At 70.0% G+C, this 15,578-nt stretch carries 15 protein-coding genes; 9 read left to right on the top strand and 6 right to left on the bottom strand.

Annotated features, from left to right (window positions below):
• Positions 1 to 61: 61 nt before the first annotated feature.
• Complete coding sequence (locus U8331_RS08835) at positions 62 to 454, top strand: host attachment family protein (protein WP_481130678.1); 393 nt, start codon at positions 62 to 64, stop codon at positions 452 to 454.
• A gap of 22 nt (positions 455 to 476) precedes the next feature.
• Positions 477 to 1,364, top strand: a complete 888-nt coding sequence (locus tag U8331_RS08830; RefSeq protein ID WP_481130677.1) for an SDR family oxidoreductase — start codon at positions 477 to 479, stop codon at positions 1,362 to 1,364.
• Between the two features lie 143 nt (positions 1,365 to 1,507).
• Here U8331_RS08830 and U8331_RS08825 read toward each other — a convergent pair whose 3' ends face one another.
• Positions 1,508 to 2,641 (bottom strand): BaiN/RdsA family NAD(P)/FAD-dependent oxidoreductase, encoded by a 1,134-nt coding sequence (locus U8331_RS08825; protein WP_481132937.1) that lies wholly within the window; start codon positions 2,639 to 2,641, stop codon positions 1,508 to 1,510.
• 70 nt (positions 2,642 to 2,711) lie between these two features.
• A complete protein-coding gene (locus U8331_RS08820) occupies positions 2,712 to 3,260 on the bottom strand; it encodes a YaeQ family protein (RefSeq protein WP_481130676.1) in 549 nt (182 codons plus the stop codon).
• Between the two features lie 160 nt (positions 3,261 to 3,420).
• Here U8331_RS08820 and U8331_RS08815 point away from each other — a divergent pair, with 160 nt between their 5' ends.
• A complete protein-coding gene (locus U8331_RS08815) occupies positions 3,421 to 4,473 on the top strand; it encodes an NAD(P)-dependent alcohol dehydrogenase (protein WP_481130675.1) in 1,053 nt (350 codons plus the stop codon).
• A gap of 111 nt (positions 4,474 to 4,584) precedes the next feature.
• Here U8331_RS08815 and U8331_RS08810 read toward each other — a convergent pair whose 3' ends face one another.
• Positions 4,585 to 5,364: a TerC family protein gene (locus U8331_RS08810; protein ID WP_481130674.1), complete on the bottom strand. Its 780-nt coding sequence runs from the start codon at positions 5,362 to 5,364 to the stop codon at positions 4,585 to 4,587.
• Between the two features lie 314 nt (positions 5,365 to 5,678).
• Here U8331_RS08810 and U8331_RS08805 point away from each other — a divergent pair, with 314 nt between their 5' ends.
• Entirely contained in the window at positions 5,679 to 6,560 is an 882-nt protein-coding gene (locus U8331_RS08805) for a pseudouridine synthase (RefSeq protein ID WP_481130673.1), read from the top strand.
• 69 nt (positions 6,561 to 6,629) lie between these two features.
• Here the strand turns inward: U8331_RS08805 and U8331_RS08800 are convergent, their stop codons facing one another.
• Both U8331_RS08800 and U8331_RS08795 read right to left on the bottom strand, forming a co-directional pair.
• On the bottom strand, positions 6,630 to 7,067 hold the full coding sequence (locus U8331_RS08800; RefSeq protein ID WP_481130672.1) for an MgtC/SapB family protein: 438 nt from the start codon (positions 7,065 to 7,067) through the stop codon (positions 6,630 to 6,632).
• A 28-nt stretch (positions 7,068 to 7,095) separates the two neighbouring features.
• Entirely contained in the window at positions 7,096 to 9,096 is a 2,001-nt protein-coding gene (locus U8331_RS08795; RefSeq protein ID WP_481130671.1) for a DEAD/DEAH box helicase, read from the bottom strand.
• Between the two features lie 309 nt (positions 9,097 to 9,405).
• Between U8331_RS08795 and U8331_RS08790 the strand changes: the two genes are divergently transcribed.
• The 5 genes from U8331_RS08790 to thpR all read left to right on the top strand — a co-directional run bounded on the left by U8331_RS08790 (position 9,406) and on the right by thpR (position 15,248).
• Positions 9,406 to 10,983 carry a protein adenylyltransferase SelO gene (locus U8331_RS08790; protein ID WP_481130670.1) on the top strand — a complete coding sequence of 526 codons (1,578 nt, stop codon included), beginning with the start codon at positions 9,406 to 9,408 and terminating at the stop codon, positions 10,981 to 10,983.
• Positions 10,984 to 11,294: 311 nt separating this feature from the next.
• Positions 11,295 to 11,984, top strand: a complete 690-nt coding sequence (locus U8331_RS08785) for a DUF5666 domain-containing protein (protein ID WP_481130669.1) — start codon at positions 11,295 to 11,297, stop codon at positions 11,982 to 11,984.
• A gap of 46 nt (positions 11,985 to 12,030) precedes the next feature.
• Positions 12,031 to 13,923 (top strand): ATP-binding cassette domain-containing protein, encoded by a 1,893-nt coding sequence (locus U8331_RS08780; protein WP_481130668.1) that lies wholly within the window; start codon positions 12,031 to 12,033, stop codon positions 13,921 to 13,923.
• Between the two features lie 83 nt (positions 13,924 to 14,006).
• The gene (locus tag U8331_RS08775) at positions 14,007 to 14,612 is read left to right on the top strand and encodes an alpha-ketoglutarate-dependent dioxygenase AlkB family protein (RefSeq protein ID WP_481130667.1); all 606 of its coding nucleotides are present in this window, start codon (positions 14,007 to 14,009) and stop codon (positions 14,610 to 14,612) included.
• Positions 14,613 to 14,660: 48 nt separating this feature from the next.
• Positions 14,661 to 15,248, top strand: coding sequence for an RNA 2',3'-cyclic phosphodiesterase (thpR, locus tag U8331_RS08770; protein ID WP_481130666.1), 588 nt, complete (start codon positions 14,661 to 14,663; stop codon positions 15,246 to 15,248).
• 16 nt (positions 15,249 to 15,264) lie between these two features.
• Here thpR and U8331_RS08765 read toward each other — a convergent pair whose 3' ends face one another.
• Positions 15,265 to 15,534: a hypothetical protein gene (locus U8331_RS08765; RefSeq protein ID WP_481130665.1), complete on the bottom strand. Its 270-nt coding sequence runs from the start codon at positions 15,532 to 15,534 to the stop codon at positions 15,265 to 15,267.
• Positions 15,535 to 15,578 lie beyond the last annotated feature (44 nt).

Raw genomic sequence — 15,578 nt, 5'->3', positions numbered from 1 at the left:
CCGGTCGCGGCGATGCGCGCCATCGCCGCGACCAACCCCGTCGTGGCCGCAAGGAGCCCCCATGCAGATCCCCAACGAAGCACTGGTCATCGTCGCCGACGGCGAGGGCGCGCGCGTGTTCCGCAACCGCGGCGATGAACGCCGGATTTCGCTGCACCAGTACGACCAGCTCGAGCTGGTGAACATGAACGACGACGGTCCGTCGGGCTCGATGCCGGACGGTACCGACGACTTCCGCATCGACAAGGCGACCTTCGCCAAGCAGCTGGCGCAGCGCCTCAACGACGGCGCGCTCAAGCACCAGTACCGGGACCTGGTGCTGGTGGCCGACGAGAAAACCCTTGGCGAGGTGCGTCCGCTGCTGCACAAGGAAGTGCGTGAGCGTCTTTGTGGCGAGGTCGACAAGAACCTGACCAACACGCCGCTGGAGGAGCTGGAAAGGATCCTCTCCTGACCGCAGCCCATCGAGGAGTCCCATGTCCAGGCTCAAACCACTCGACCAGCAGGTGATGGTGATCACCGGCGCTTCCAGCGGCATCGGCCTGTGCACCGCGTTGATGGCGGCCGAGCAGGGCGCCGGGCTGGTCCTCGTCGCCCGCAGCAGCGACACCCTCGCCACCGTGGTCGGCCAGATCGAGGCGGCAGGCGGCGAAGCGGTCGCGGTGACCGCCGACGTCGGCGACCGCGAGCAGGTGGAAGGCGCCGCGCGCGCCGCGATCCAGCGCTTCGGCCGGATCGACACCTGGATCAACGACGCCGGCGTGGCGATCTACGGTCGCTTGGTCGAGGTCAGCGAGGAGGACAGCCGCCGACTGTTCGATACCAACTTCTGGGGCGTGGTCAACGGCTCGCTGGCGGCGTTGCCGCACCTGCGTGCAAGCGGCGGCGCGCTGATCAACGTCGGCAGCGAGGTCTCCGACGCGGTGGTGCCGCTGCAGGGCATGTACTCCGCCTCCAAGCACGCGGTGAAGGGCTTCACCGACGCGTTGCGGGTGGAGGTGGAGGAGGTGGACGACGCACCGGTGTCGATCACGCTGATCCAGCCCACCGCGGTCAACACGCCGTACCCGCAGCACGCCCGCAACTACATGGACCGCGAGCCGAAGCTGCCCGACCCGATGATCGACCCCTCGCGCGTCGCCGAGGCGATCCTCGGAGCCGCGACCGATGGCGGGCGTGACGTCAAGGTTGGTGCCATGGCGCGGATGAACACGATGGCCTCGAAGCTGATGCCCAGGCTCGCCGACAAGATGGCAGCCATCCAGGCCGGCCGGCAGCAGAAGGACGTCGCTCCGCGGGATCCGGCGGGCACGTTGTACAAGCCAGGCGAAACCGGGCGCGTGTATGGAGAGATGCCGGGCTAGGAGAGCTGTCCTGGTTTTCGCGCCTTGGAACGCCTCCGCGGGTTCGCGTCATTTCTGACTGGGCGCGAATCTCCGCCCGGCCAGCCGGGAGAAGCCCGGACAGTCGCCAACGCGTGGCGCCTGGCAAGCCGCGGAAACCTTCGCTACACCGCCAACCCGGCGGCGTGCCCGGAGGCCCAGGCCCACTGGAAGTTGTACCCGCCGAGCCAGCCGCTCACGTCGAGAACCTCGCCGACGAAATACAGACCCGGCACCGTGCGCGACTGCATCGTGCTTGACGACACGCCGTCGGTATCGACGCCGCCCAAGGTGACCTCGGCGGTGCGGTAGCCCTCCGTTCCGCTCGCCACGAGCGCGAAGTCTTCCAGCACCGCGGCGACCTCGCGCAATTGCGGGGCGTTGTACTGCTTCATCGGCCGGTTCGGCAGCCACACCTCGCACAGCCGGTGGGCGAACCGCTTGGGCATGACTTCGCCGAGCACGGTCTTCAGTTCCGCCGCGGGCCTTTCCGCCTGCCATCGCTGCAGGGCATCCAGTGCATCGGTGCCAGGCAGCAGGTCCAGCCGCAGGTCGTCGCCGGGCTGCCAGTAGGAGGAGATCTGGAGGATCGAGGGCCCGCTGATGCCGCGATGGGTGACCAGCATGAAGTTGCTGAAGGCCTGGCCATTGCAGCGGGCGGTGACCGGCAGTGCCACGCCGCTCAGGTCGGCGAAGCGCTCTTGGTGCTTGCCACTGAGCGTGAGCGGCACCAGCCCCGCGCGCGTCGGCAGCACCGCGTGGCCGAACTGCCGCGCCAGGTCGCAACCGAAGCCGCTGGCGCCCATGCTGGGGATCGACAATCCACCGCAGGCGACCACCAGCGACGGTGCGGACAACACCCCACGCGCGGTGTGGAGCCGGAATGCGCCATCACCGCCATGTACCACCCGCTCGACGCTGCAGTGCGTTTCGATCCGCACCCCCGCGGCCGCGCACTCGTCCAGCAGCATCTGCACGATCAGCTTGGACGACACGTCGCAGAACAGCTGGCCGAGTTCCTTCTCGTGGTACGCGATGCCGTGCCGCTCCACCATGTCGATGAAATGCCACGGCGTATAGCGGGCGAGGGCCGACTTGCAGAAATGCGGGTTGGCCGACAGGTAGTTGTCGGGCGTGGTGCCGGTGTTGGTGAAGTTGCAGCGTCCACCGCCCGACATGAGGATCTTCTTGCCGACCTTGTTGGCGTGCTCGACCACCCGCACCCGCCGCCCGCGCCGGCCCGCGGTGAGGGCGCACATCAGCCCGGCGGCACCGGCGCCGATGACGATGACGTCGGCGTGCTCGGTCACGTTGTCGTCCGCGACCGGATCAGCCGGCGGCCGCGGTCCGCACCGTGGGCCGCAGCGACACGCTGCCGCGCTCGCCCATCAGCTGGAGCTCGCCGTCCTGGATCAGCGCGTTGAGCCGCATCCCGCGCTCGCCGATCGCCGGCAGGGCATCGACCACGTCGGACGGGATATCGATCACGGTGAGGTTCTTCAGGCGGGTCAGCGAGCTGGCCGTGCGCTCCCACCAGAGGTCGGACGCGCGGCCGCCGTAGTTCACCACCACGACCTGCTCCGAGCGCCCGCACGCCTTCTTGATGCGCGACTCGTCGGGATTGCCCAACTCGATCCACAGCTCGATGTCGCCGGTGTAGCCGCGTTTCCACAATGCCGGCTCGTCCTCGTCGCTGAGGCCACGGCCGAACTCCAGCTTCTCGTCGGCATACAGGGCGAACGCCAGCAGCCGGACCATCAGCCGCTCGTCGGTCTCCGACGGGTGCTGCGCCAGGGTGAGGTTGTGGGTGGCGTAGTAGTGCCGGTCCATGTCGCTGACCTGCAACTCGGCCTTGACCACGGTGGATTTGAGCGCCATGCGGATGAGCCGGACGGGAGGGGGCGTCATTCTAGCGGGGCGGGGCGATGACTTGTCCGGCGCGTGCTTCGTCGCGGAGGTGGCAAGGCGCCGGGCGTGATGTCCCGAAGATTGCGGCGTAGCCTGTCCCACAACGCAACCCCACACGACGGAGATCCCGATGAATACGAAGGCCTACGGCGCACTCGCCGGCGACAAGCCGCTGCAAGCGATGGACATCGAACGACGCCCACCCGGTCCCCACGACGTCCAGATCGACATCGCCTATTGCGGCGTCTGCCACTCCGACCTGCACACGGTGCGCGCGGAATGGGGCGGCACGCGCTACCCGTGCGTACCCGGCCACGAGATCGTCGGCCACGTGAGCGCCGTCGGCGGGGAGGTCACCGGCTTCAAGGTCGGCGATACCGTCGGCGTGGGATGCATGGTCGACAGCTGCCAGCACTGCCCCGCCTGCGCGGAAGACCTCGAGCAGTATTGCCAGAACGGCTTCATCGGGACCTATAACGGCCGCACCGCGGACGCGCCGGGGCACACGCTCGGCGGCTACTCGCAACGCATCGTCGTCAGCGACCGGTTCGTGCTGAAGATCCGCCACCCCGAAGCGCGGCTGGCCGCGGTGGCGCCGCTGCTCTGCGCCGGCATCACCACGTACTCCCCGCTGCGCCACTGGAAGGTCGGGTCGGGTTCCAAGGTCGGCATCGTCGGCATTGGTGGCCTCGGCCACGTCGGCATCAAGCTCGCCCATGCGATGGGCGCGCATGTCGTCGCCTTCACCACGTCCGAGAACAAGCGGCAGGACGCGCTGGACCTGGGTGCCGACGAAGTGGTGGTGTCGCGCAACCTCGAGGAAGTCAGGAAGCACGCGGGCACGTTCGACTTCATCCTCGACACCGTGGCCGCCAGCCACGATCTCGACACCTTCACCGAACTGCTCAAGCGCGACGGCACGCTGTGCCTGATCGGGGTGCCGGAGCACGCGCATCCGAGCCCCGGCGTTGGCCAGCTGATCTTCGGCCGTCGTTCGATCGCGGGTTCGCTGATCGGCGGCATCGCCGAGACCCAGGAGATGCTCGACTTCTGCGCCGAGCACGGCATCGTAGCGGACATCGAGATGATCGCCGCGCAGGACATCGACAACGCCTACGACCGCATGCAGCGCAGCGACGTGAAGTACCGCTTCGTCATCGACACGGCGTCGCTGGAGCGCTGAGGGCCGCCAGCGCGGGCGCGGAGGCGACCCCGATGACGGGGTCGCCTCCGCCGGCCGTCGGCGGCAGTGCCGCGGAACGTCCGGCCCTCCGCGGCCGCTGCGGTGGAGTCCTCAGTGCCCGGCCGGACCTGCGGGGTCGTCGCTTGCCCCGACGTACTTCTCGTGCAGTTTCACCGGCGTGGCCTTCGCCTGCCGCCGGCGGATCCACAGGTTGATCATTTCGACGAACACTGAGAAGGCCATCGCCGCGTAGATGTAGCCCTTCGGGATGTGCACGCCGAAGCCGTCCGCGATCAGCACCAGGCCGATCATCAGCAGGAAGCTGAGCGCGAGCACCTTCACCGTCGGGTGGCGTTCGACGAAGTCGCTGATCGGGCGGGCGAAGGCGAGCATGAAGACGATCGAGATGACGATGGCGGTGACCATCACCCAGCGCTCGTCGACCATGCCGACCGCGGTGATGATCGAGTCCAGCGAGAACACGATGTCCAGCAGCATGATCTGCGTGATGACGCCGCCGAACGTCGCGGCGGCGCTGGGGGCGACGTGTTCGGACGCGCCCTCCAGTTTCTGGTGGATCTCGTGGGTCGCCTTGGCGATCAGGAACAGGCCGCCGCCGATCAGGATCAGGTCGCGCCAGGAGAAGGTGTGGCCGAACACCGAGAACAGCGGCGCGGTCAGGCCGATGATCCACGCGATGGCGAACAGCAGGGCCAGCCGGGTAACGGCGGCCAGCATGATGCCGACCTTGCGGGCGCGGTCACGCTGTTCGACCGGCAGGCGGCCGGCGAGGATCGAGATGAAGATGATGTTGTCGATGCCGAGGACGAGTTCGAGCGCCGTCAGCGTCGCGAGCGCGATCCACAGTTCGGGGTTCGCCAGTGCTTCCATTGGTTTTTTTCCTTCGCGATGGGCAACGCGCCGGCAGGAATGCTGGCGCGCGGTACGTGTCCTGCGGATGACGGATGACCATCCCTGCAGGGTCGCGAAGGTCTTGCTCGCACGTGGTGACGTGCCGCCGGACCGGAGCGGATGCTCGTATTGACGGCCGTGGCGATCGGGAGCTACTCCCCTTCGAGCGGCGAGGCTAGCACGGCGGCCGCGTACGCCGACATCATTTTTTCACCGTGTGGACGGTCCGGTGGGGAGTCCCGCCGGGGAGCTGCTAGCGTGTGGCGATGAGCACTGCGTCGCCGCCCGCCGCCATGCCCCCGAGTCGCCTGCAACTGCCGCCCGGCCCCTGGACGACGCTGCTGGACGGACTGGTGGCGCATTTTCCGCGGGTGTCGCGCGACCAGTGGGTGTCGCGGTTCGCGCGCGGCCGGGTCACCGACGGTGGCGGACACGTGCTCGCGCCGGACGCGCCGTACCGCGTCGGCCTGGAGGTGCGCTATTTCCGCGAGGTGGAGCAGGAGCCGCGGATCCCGTTCGACGAGGCTGTCCTGCACGTGGACGAACACCTGGTGGTGGCGGACAAGCCGCACTTCCTGCCGGTGGCGCCGGCGGGGGCGTTCGTCGAGCAGACCCTGCTGGCCCGGCTGGTCCGGCGGCTCGGCAATCCGGCGCTGGTGCCGCTGCACCGGATTGACCGCGGCACCGCCGGACTGGTGCTGTTCTCGGCCAATCCCGACACGCGCGCCGCCTACCAGGCGCTGTTTCGCGAGCGGCGCATCCGCAAGCATTACGAGGCGCTGGCGCCGCCGCTGCCGGCTATCGAGTTCCCGCACGTGCGCCGCAGCCGGCTGGGTCGCGGCGAACCGTTCTTTCGCATGGCCGAGGTAACGGGCGAACCCAACAGCGAAAGCCGGATCGACGTGCTGGAGCGCGGCGACGCGTACTGGCGCTATGCGCTGGAGCCGGTCAGCGGGCGCAAGCACCAGCTTCGCGTGCACATGGCGGCGCTGGGCGCGCCGCTCCTCGGCGATCCGTTCTATCCGCGGCTGCGGGAAGAGGGCGCGGATGACTTCGGTCGGCCTTTGCAGCTGCTGGCGCGCAGGTTGTCATTCGTAGACCCGCTTTCCGGGCAGCCGCGCCGCTTCGAAAGCGCCATGCGCCTCAAACAACCCGAATGCACCGGTCCGTTGTAGGAACGGCTTCAGCCGCGATCGCGGAATCGATGCGGGCGGCCGATCGACCGATCGCGGCTGAAGCCGTTCCTACGCCCGACCCGCGTCGTCCGGATCATGCTTGAAGCGCCCGAACGCGGCCACGACGACGAAGTTGATCGCCGCCAGCATGACCGCGTGGCCCCAGTAGCCAAAGCCGGCGGCAGCGCCGATGGCGCCGACCACCCAGATGCTGGCCGCGGACGCGGTGCCGGTCACGTGGTCGTCGTGCTTGAGGATGGCGCCGCCGCCGACGAAGCCGATGCCGGTCATCAGGCCCTGGAGGATACGCGCGGTCGCCGCCGGGTCGTCGTCGCCGATGAACTCGCGGGCGACCAGCACGTAGCCGCAGGCCCCGAGCGAGACCAGCGGGAACGTGCGCACGCCCATGATCCGGCTGTGCTTCTCGCGGTTCCAGCCGACCGGCAACGCCAGCAGCAGCGCACCCAGCAGGGCGAGTCCCGTCTGCACGACGTCCGGCAATTCCATGGCGCTCCTCCCGGCGGTTGGGGCGTCCTCAGCGCGGCGGGCGCGGTTTGAACGGCTTGCGCGGCCCGGCACCGTGCGGTCCGCCACGGCGCGGGCCGCCCGGACCGCCGGGCCGGTGGCCACCGGGTCGTCCGCCCGGCCGACCGCGGCCGCCCTCGGCATCGCCCGGTCCGGCACGCTGGATCTTCAGCGGCTGGCCGGCGACGTAGACGCGCTTGAGGTGCTCCATCAGCTCGCGCGGCATGCCCTCGGGCAGGTCGACCAGGGTGTACTCGTCGCGGATGTCGATGCGGCCGATGTAGCGGCTTTCCAGATCGGCCTCGTTGGCGATCGCGCCGACGATGTTGCCCGGCTGCACGCCGTGGTGGTGGCCGACCTCGATGCGGAAGGTCTCCATGCCGACATCGGCCTCGCGCGGAGCACGGGCGGGGCGCTCGCGCGGCTCGTGGCGCGTCGCCGGCGCGTCGTCGAACAGCATCTCGCCGGCGTTGCCGGTGGCGGCCGGCGGGGTGGTGCCGCGGTCGTCGTGGCGCGGCGGGTGCGCGGCGGCGGGGCGCGGGGCGCGGTGGTCATCGCGCGGTTCGCGGTCGAACGACCGGCCGCGCGGTTCGTATCCCTTGCCGTGCCCGGGGCGCTCGAACGGCTTGCGCTCGGGCCGTGCCGGGGCGGTCAGGAGCAGCGGGTTGTCGCCCTGCACCAGCTTCGCCAGGGCGGCGGCGATCTCCACCGCCGGCACGTTCTGCTCGCGTTCGTAGCGTTCCACCAGCTCGCGGAACAGCGACAGGTCCTCGCCCTCCAGCGCCTCGCCGATGCGGCCGAGGAACCTGGACACGCGCTGCTCGTTGACGGTCTCGATGCTCGGCAGCTCCATCGGCTCGATCGGCTGCCGGGTGGCGCGCTCGATCGCGCGCAGCATGCCGCGCTCGCGCGGGGTCACGAACAGGATTGCCTCGCCCTTGCGCCCGGCGCGACCGGTGCGGCCGATGCGGTGGACGTAGCTCTCGGTGTCGTACGGAATGTCGTAGTTGAGGACGTGGCTGATGCGCTCCACGTCGAGGCCGCGCGCGGCGACGTCGGTCGCCACCAGCACGTCGATCTTCCCGTCCTTGAGGTTCTGGATGGTCTTCTCGCGCTGCGCCTGCTGCACGTCGCCGTTGATCGCGGCGGCGGCGATGCCCCGCGCGGCCAGCTTGTCGGCCAGTTCCTCGGTGCCTAGCTTGGTGCGGGCGAACACGATCATCGCGTCGAACGGCTCGGCCTCGAGGATGCGGGTCAGCGCGTCGAGCTTGTGCACGCCGCTGACCGACCAGTAGCGCTGGCGGATGTTGGTCGCGGTGCTGGTTTTCGCCTTGATCGCGACCTCGACCGGGTCCTTCAGGTAGGTCTGTGCGATGCGCTTGATCTGCGGCGGCATGGTGGCAGAGAACAGCGCGACCTGGCGGGTCTCCGGGGTCTTCCTGAGCACCGCCTCGACATCGTCGATGAAGCCCATGCGCAGCATCTCGTCGGCCTCGTCGAGCACCAGGCAGCGCAGCTGCGACAGGTCCAGCGAACCGCGCTCCAGATGGTCGATCACCCGGCCGGGCGTGCCGACCACGACCTGCACGCCGCGCTTGAGCGCCTGCAGCTGCGGGTAGTAGCTCTGGCCACCGTAGATCGGCAGCACCTGGAAGCCGGGCAGGTGGTGGGCGTACTTCTGGAACGCCTCGGCGACCTGGATCGCCAGCTCGCGGGTCGGCGCGAGCACCAGCACCTGCGGCGCCTTCTGCGCGGGGTCGATATTGGCGAGGGCCGGCAGCGCGAACGCGGCGGTCTTGCCGGTGCCGGTCTGCGCCTGGCCGAGCACGTCGCGGCCCGCCAGCAGCGGCGGGATGGTCGCGGCCTGGATCGGCGACGGTGACTCGTAACCCACGTCCGCGAGCGCGCGCAGCAGCGGCTCCGGCAGGGCGAGGTCGGTGAACTTTACGGTGTCGGTGGCCGCAGCGTCGGCGGGCGGGGTGTTGGGGGTCGCGGGCGTTTCGGCGCTCATCGCTTCTCTCGTTGGCGCCGGCAGGGCCGGTCGGGGGGCGGCAATTGTATCCGTCCACCTGTCACGGGCGTTGCAAATGCTCCATCTGCCGTGAAGCCGCTGCTGCGACGGCCGCCTGCCGTTGCAGGGCCGACGTAAGTCGCGAACGCCCCAGAAGTTCCAGCCGCTGCAGCAGGCAGGCTTGGGGCGTGGCACCGGTCTTCAGGTTCTTCGGCTTCGGATCGCGCTGCGCGGTCGCGACTTACGTCGCTCCCACGGTCGTCGCGCCAACGAACGGAGTCGTTACGACGAGGGCGATACGATCTCCGGATGTTGCAATTCGACTTCGACAACGCCTTCATCCGCGAGCTGCCCGGCGACCCACGCGTCGGCCCCGGCGTGCGCGAGGTCGCGCAGGCGTGGTCCGCGGTCGACCCGACGCCGGTCGCGGCACCGCGCCTGGTCGCGCAGTCGGCGGAGATGGCGCAGGCGCTCGGCATCTCCGCCGAGGATGTTGCTTCCGACCACTTTGCCCGCGTCTTCGCCGGCAACGAGCTGTTGCCTGGCATGCAGCCGTTCGCCGCCAACTACGGCGGCCACCAGTTCGGCCACTGGGCCGGGCAGCTCGGCGACGGCCGCGCGATCAGCCTCGGCGAGACGGTCAACGCCGCCGGACAACGCTGGGAGCTGCAGCTCAAGGGCGCCGGACCAACGCCGTACTCGCGCAGCGCCGACGGCCGCGCGGTGCTGCGCTCGTCGGTGCGCGAGTTCCTGTGCAGCGAGGCGATGCACCACCTCGGCGTGCCGACCACCCGCGCGCTGAGCCTGGTCGGCACCGGCGAGCCGGTCGTGCGCGACATGTTCTACGACGGCCACCCGGCACCGGAGCCCGGCGCGATCGTCTGCCGCGTGGCGCCGTCGTTCCTGCGTTTCGGCAACTTCGAGCTGCCGGCCGCGCGCGGCGATTTCGAGCTGCTGCGGCGATTGGCCGACGTCTGCATCGCCCGCGACTATCCGCACCTGCGCGGCGATGGCGAAGCGCTGTACGGCGCGTGGTTCACCGAGGTCTGCGAACGCACCGCGGTGATGGTCGGCCACTGGATGCGGGTCGGCTTCGTCCACGGCGTGATGAACACCGACAACCTGTCGATCCTCGGCCTGACGATCGATTACGGCCCGTACGGCTGGATCGACAACTACGACCCGGACTGGACCCCCAACACCACCGACCGCCAGCACCGGCGCTACCGCTTCGGCCAGCAGCCGGCGGTGGCGTACTGGAACCTCGGCCGGCTGGCGGCGGCGCTGTCGCCGCTGTTCGACGGCGTGGAGCGCCTGCAGGACGGGCTGCAGCGCTACATCGACAGCTACACCGCGGCCGACCGCGACAACACCGCCCGCAAGCTCGGCCTGGCCGGATGCCGCGACGACGACGTCGAACTGATGCAGGCGCTGCGGGACCTGATGCGGACCGCGGAGGTCGACATGACGCTGATGTTCCGGGCGCTGCTGGACTTCGCGCCGGAGGCCGGTTCCGAGTCGCAGTCGGCGGATTTCAGCGCGACGTTGGGAGCGGCGTTCTACGACGACGGCAGGCGCGCGGCGTCGGCCGCCGCACTCGACGAATGGCTGGCCCGCTATGCCCGGCGCCTGCGCGACGATTCGCTGGCTCCGGCCGAGCGACGGGAGCGCATGCGGCTGGCCAATCCGCGCTACGTGCTGCGCAACTACCTCGCCCAGCAGGCGATCGACCGCGCCTCCGCAGGTGAGCCGGAAGCGGTAATGGAACTGCTCGATGTGATGCGCCGGCCATACGACGACCAGCCGGGGCGGGAAGCGTTCGCGGCGAAGCGGCCGGACTGGGCGCGGACGAGGGCGGGATGTTCGATGTTGTCGTGCAGTTCCTGAAATCCGGCGCCGGTTCTCGGCCGTTGCAGGAGCGGATTCACCCGCGATCGGAAGTTGTCGCGGGCGGACAATTCCACGATCGCGGCTGAAGCCGCTCCTACCAAAGCACGGGCATTCACCCGAGTGGACGCAGCCATCAGAGCGCGCGCGGCGACGCGCGCTTCGACCACACGTGCTGGATTCCCAGGCATCCATGCACCGGAACAACGTGCGCCACGCACCGCCGCCTGCCTGAACCGCCACCCGCCCCGATAACCCCCGGTTCACCTCCCGCCAACGATGCTCGGAACCCCGCGACCAGGAGCCGAGCCATGACCATTCGGACCGATTCCATGCGGCGGCTGCGTACCGCCGCCCGCTGGCTGATCCTTGCCGCGGCCGCGTTCCTGCTCGCCGGCTGCATGACCGGATACGGCGGCTATGGCGCTCCCGACGGCGGCCACGGCCAAGGCGACAGCTACGGCTATGGCAGCGAGCGCATCCTCGGCACGGTGCAGGACGTGGACCCGCGCTACGGACGCATCCTCCTGACGGCCGACCGCGGCTACGGCGGCCGCGTGTCCCAGGTCGAGCTGCGGTACGACCGCAATACCCGCCTGGTCTACCAGGGGCAGCTGCATGACCCCGCCGGGCTGGAACGGGGCGACCGCATCAGCGTCGAGGCGGTGCGGTCCGGCGACGCATTGTGGGCCCGTGATATCGAGGTGGTGCACAACGTCCGCGACAGCTACGGCGGCGGTTACTACGGCGGCGACCTGCGTGGTTCGGTGCGCTGGATCGATCCCCGTGCCCAGGTCCTGGAGATCACGCGCGGCGGCTACAGCGGCCGGCCGGAACGGGTGCGCTACGACAGCCGCACCCGGGTCGAGTACCGCGGCCAATGGTTGCGGCCCGAGCAGCTCGAGGCCGGCGACGTGGTCCGGATCCAGGCGCGGCCATGGGGCAATGACTGGCTGGCCGAGCACATCCGGGTGGAAGTGGACGCGCGTTCGCGCTACTGACGCATGCGCGCGGCGGATGGCGGCGTGGGCCACGTAGAATGGCCGGATGCCCCTGATTACCCTGAACAACGTCGACTACAGCGTCGGCGGCCCGCTGCTGCTCGAGAACGTCGATTTCGCGGTCGAACCCGGTGAGCGCGTCGCGCTGATCGGCCGCAACGGCGCCGGCAAGTCCACCCTGCTCAAGCTCATCGCCGGCGACATCGTCCCCGACGACGGCGAGGTCCGCCGCGAGGGGGGCGCGCGCATCGCCCGGCTCGAACAGGAAGTCCCGGCCGGGGCCGACGGCGACGTGTTCGACGTGGTCGCCGACGGCATGGGCGAGCTGGGCAAGTGGCTGGCCGAGTTCCACCACCTCAGCCACGCCGACGAGTTCGACGCCGACGCGATGGCCGCGGTGCAGGCGAAGATCGACGCCGCGCAGGGCTGGAGCGCCGACCAGCGCGTCGTCGAAACCCTCGACAAACTGGGCCTCGACGGCGACGCGCCGTTCTCCGGCCTGTCCGGCGGCATGAAGCGCCGCGTGCTGCTGGCCCGCGCGCTGGTGTCGGCGCCGGACCTGCTGCTGCTGGACGAGCCGACCAACCACCTCGACATCGAGTCGATCGACTGGCTCGAAGCCTTCCTGAAGTCCTGGCAGGGCGCGCTGATCTTCGTCACCCACGATCGACGTTTCCTGCGCGCGCTGGCGACCCGCATCGTCGAGATCGACCGCGGCCAGCTGACCAGCTGGCCCGGTGACTGGGCCAATTACGAACGCCGCCGCGAGGAGCGCCTCAACGCCGAGGCGCAGGAGAACGCGCGTTTCGACAAGCTGCTGGCGCAGGAGGAAGTCTGGATCCGCCAGGGCATCAAGGCCCGCCGCACCCGCGACGAAGGCCGCGTGCGGCGGCTCAAGGCGATGCGCGAGGAGCGTGCGCAGCGGCGCGAACGCACCGGCAACGTCCGGATGGAGTTCGCCCAGGCCGGGAATTCCGGCAAGAAGGTCATCGAGGCCAAGCACGTCACCTTCGGCTACGGCGGCCGCCTGCTGCTGGACGACGTCTCGACCACCGTGTTCCGCGGTGACCGCATCGGCCTGATCGGCCCCAACGGCAGTGGCAAGACCACCCTGCTCAAGGCGCTGCTGGGCGAGCTGGCGCCGACCGCCGGCGAGGTGAAGCTCGGCAGCAATCTGCAGGTCGCGTACTTCGACCAGTACCGCGCGACCCTGCGCGAGGACTGGAACGCGATCGAGAACGTCGCCGAGGGCCGCGAGTTCGTCGAGGTCGGCGGCAAGCAGAAGCACGTGATCGGCTACCTGCAGGACTTCCTGTTCACCCCCGAGCGCGCCCGCGCGCCGATCACGCGGCTTTCGGGCGGCGAGCGCAACCGCCTGCTGCTGGCCAAACTCTTCGCCCAGCCGTCCAACCTGCTGGTGATGGACGAACCGACCAACGACCTCGATGTCGAGACGCTGGAACTGCTGGAGGAACTGCTGGGCGACTACCCCGGCACCCTGCTGCTGGTCAGCCACGACCGCGACTTCCTCGACAACGTGGTGACTTCGACCCTGGTGATGGAGGGAGAGGGACGGGTTGGCGAATACGTCGGCGGTTACAGCGACTGGCTGCGGCAGCGCCCGACACGCGATGCACGCCCGTCGGCGGGCAAGCTGGAGCCGATGGCGGGCGGAGCCGCGTCGACGCCGGTCCCGGCGCCCGCGGCGCCCAACGCGGCCGCCCGCAAGCTGAGCTACAAGGAACAGCGCGAGCTGGAGCAACTCCCCGCCACGATCGAGGCGCTGGAGACCCGCATCGAGGCGATGACCGCCGAGATGAACGACCCCGCGTTCTACCAGCGCGACAGCGGCCAGATCACCGAACACAATCGCGTCCTGGCCGAGACGCAGGCGGAGCTCGACGCGGCCTACCTGCGCTGGGGCGAACTCGACGCCTGAGCCGGGCGGCGGCCGGTGAACCGCCGCCAACCGGCGTTTCGCGCGTCGCAGTGGACGCGACGCGCCGGCCCCATGTTGTGGCCATGTCGCCCGCCGCAGGCCAACCGGGACTGTTCGACGCCTTCCCCGGAGGAGGCGAGCGGGTGCTGGTGGAAGACGCCGAATGCGGCATCCGCTACCGGCCGGGCGTGGTCGATGCGGCGACGGCCGCGCGCTGGTTCGAGGCGCTGCGCGAGGGCATCGACTGGCAGGCGCAGCGGCGGCCGATGTACGACCGGGTGGTCGACGTGCCGCGGCTCACCGCCTCTTGGCGGTTACGCGATCCCGCGCTGCCGCCGGCCCTGCGGGAAGCGGCCGCGGCGGTCCGCGCGGAGGTGGACACCCCGTTCAACGCGGTCGGCCTGAACCATTACCGGGACGGCAACGACAGCGTCGCCCCGCATGGCGACAAGTTGCACATCTTGGTGCCGCGGCATCCGATCGCGCTGCTGTCGCTGGGCGCACCGCGGCGGATGGCGATCCGGCCGAACCGGCCGCCGCGCCGTTCGCTGCATGTCGACCTGGAGCCGGGCAGCCTGTTGCTGATGAGCTACGACTCGCAGCTGCACTACGAACACGGCGTCCCCAAGACACGGGAGCCGGTCGGGCCGCGCATCAGCCTGGCGTTCCGGGTGCGGCCGTTGCGATAGTGCCGGCGACGGGCGTCCCGTCCTTGTCCACGCCCGCGGGAGATCTCCATGGACCAACCCGGCCTGGCCGGCTTCGACACCGCGCCGCCCACCCTGCATCGACTGTTCTTCGCGCTCTGGCCCGGAGATGAGCTGCGTCGCGACATCGCCGAGGCGGCGGAGCGCCTGCACCGGGAACACGGTGGCGGTGGACGCCGGATCGGTGCGCACCGCTACCACCTGACCCTGCAGTTCCTGGGCGACTTCGCGCAGTTGCCGCCGTCCCTGGTCGACCGGGCCGCAGGCGCGGCCGCCAGCGCGGCGGGCACGGTGCCCGCGTTCGATTTCACCCTCGACCGGGCGGGGAGCTTCCGCAACCGCTCGATCCCCTGGTGGATCGGTTGCGAGGCGCTCCCGCCGGGGCTTGCGCATCTCTGGAGCACCCTGGGCGACGCGCTGGCGCGGGCCGGCGTGCGGGTGGCGTCGGGCAAGTCGCTGGTGCCGCATGTCACCGTGGTCCGCGACGCGCCACGGCCGCTTGCGCCGGTCGCGATCGAACCGCTGCGGTGGCGGGTGGATTCGTTCGTGCTGATCCACAGCGAACTCGGCGCCCGCAATGCCTACACCGAGGCAGGTCGCTGGCCGTTCGCCGGTTGACGCAGTAGCGGCGGTTTCAGAGTCCGGGGTGTCGGATCTTCAGCCGCGGCGCCTGGTCCACGCTTCCGTCGGGGCGGATCACCGCCCAGGATGCGTCGCCGGCGAAGATCACCGGTACCGCCATCCGCGCAGGCGAGCGGACCGGCGCTTCGCCGGGGGACTGGCGCACGAAGCGCAGCTCCCAGCCGAGGCGCTCCAGCAACTGCAGGGCCGCGGACTGGGCGTGGTTGAGCTGCTGCCGCATCTGCCTCGTATCGGCGGGAGCATGGCTGCGACGTTCGCGCATGGAGATGGTTCCTTCCGTCGGCCCCCCGATATCCGGTCAAACGC

It is taken from the genome of Lysobacter sp. CC-YZS074 (assembly GCF_056739745.1).
This window is presented reverse-complemented; position numbering and strand designations above follow the sequence as displayed.